The sequence below is a fragment of the Synechococcus sp. R6-10 genome, from assembly GCF_047461815.1.
In the GTDB taxonomy this organism is placed as follows: Bacteria; Cyanobacteriota; Cyanobacteriia; order Thermostichales; family Thermostichaceae; genus Thermostichus.
On the sequence record NZ_JANSHW010000718.1, the window covers coordinates 1 to 636 of the forward strand.

General features: G+C 60.7%; 1 protein-coding gene. It reads left to right on the forward strand.

What is annotated here, in order from left to right; translation table 11 throughout:
* On the forward strand, positions 1-636 hold a 636-nt coding region (locus tag NW837_RS15540), incomplete at both ends, for an NAD-binding protein (protein ID WP_414332578.1).

Sequence of the window (636 nt, forward strand, 5' to 3'; positions counted from 1 at the left end):
GACCGCGCTGATTCTCGCGCTGTTCGTGCTGATTGGCAACCCGCTGATTGTGATGGCGATTATGGGCACGATGGGCTACCGCCGCAAGACGGGCTTCCTCGCGGGGCTGACCGTCGCGCAGATTAGCGAGTTCTCGATTATCTTTATCGCGATGGGACTGTCGCTGGGGCATGTGCGCCAAGACGCGCTCAGCATCACAACGATGGTCGGACTGATTACCATCGCGCTCTCCACCTATATGATTCTCTACTCGCAGCCGTTGTATAAGCGACTGGAACGGTTCCTCAAGCCGTTCGAGCGCAAGGAGCCGTTCGCCGAGAAGCGGTTCGAGGCGCAAGAGTTGGACGACGCGCCGTATGAAGTGATTGTGTTCGGGCTGGGGCGTACAGGACGGCTGGTGCTGGATCATTACCACGCGCTGGGCATCCGCGCGATCGGGGTAGATTACGACCCCGAGGCGGTCGCCGCAATGCAGGCAAGCGGCATCCCCGCGCTGTTCGGCACGGCGGAAGACCAAGAGTTCATTCGGGGACTGCCGCTCGCAACGGCGAAACTGCTGGTGATTACGCTGCCCCACATGGACGATGTGCAAGACCTGATGCGCATCGTGGACGCGACAGACTTTGACGGGCGCAT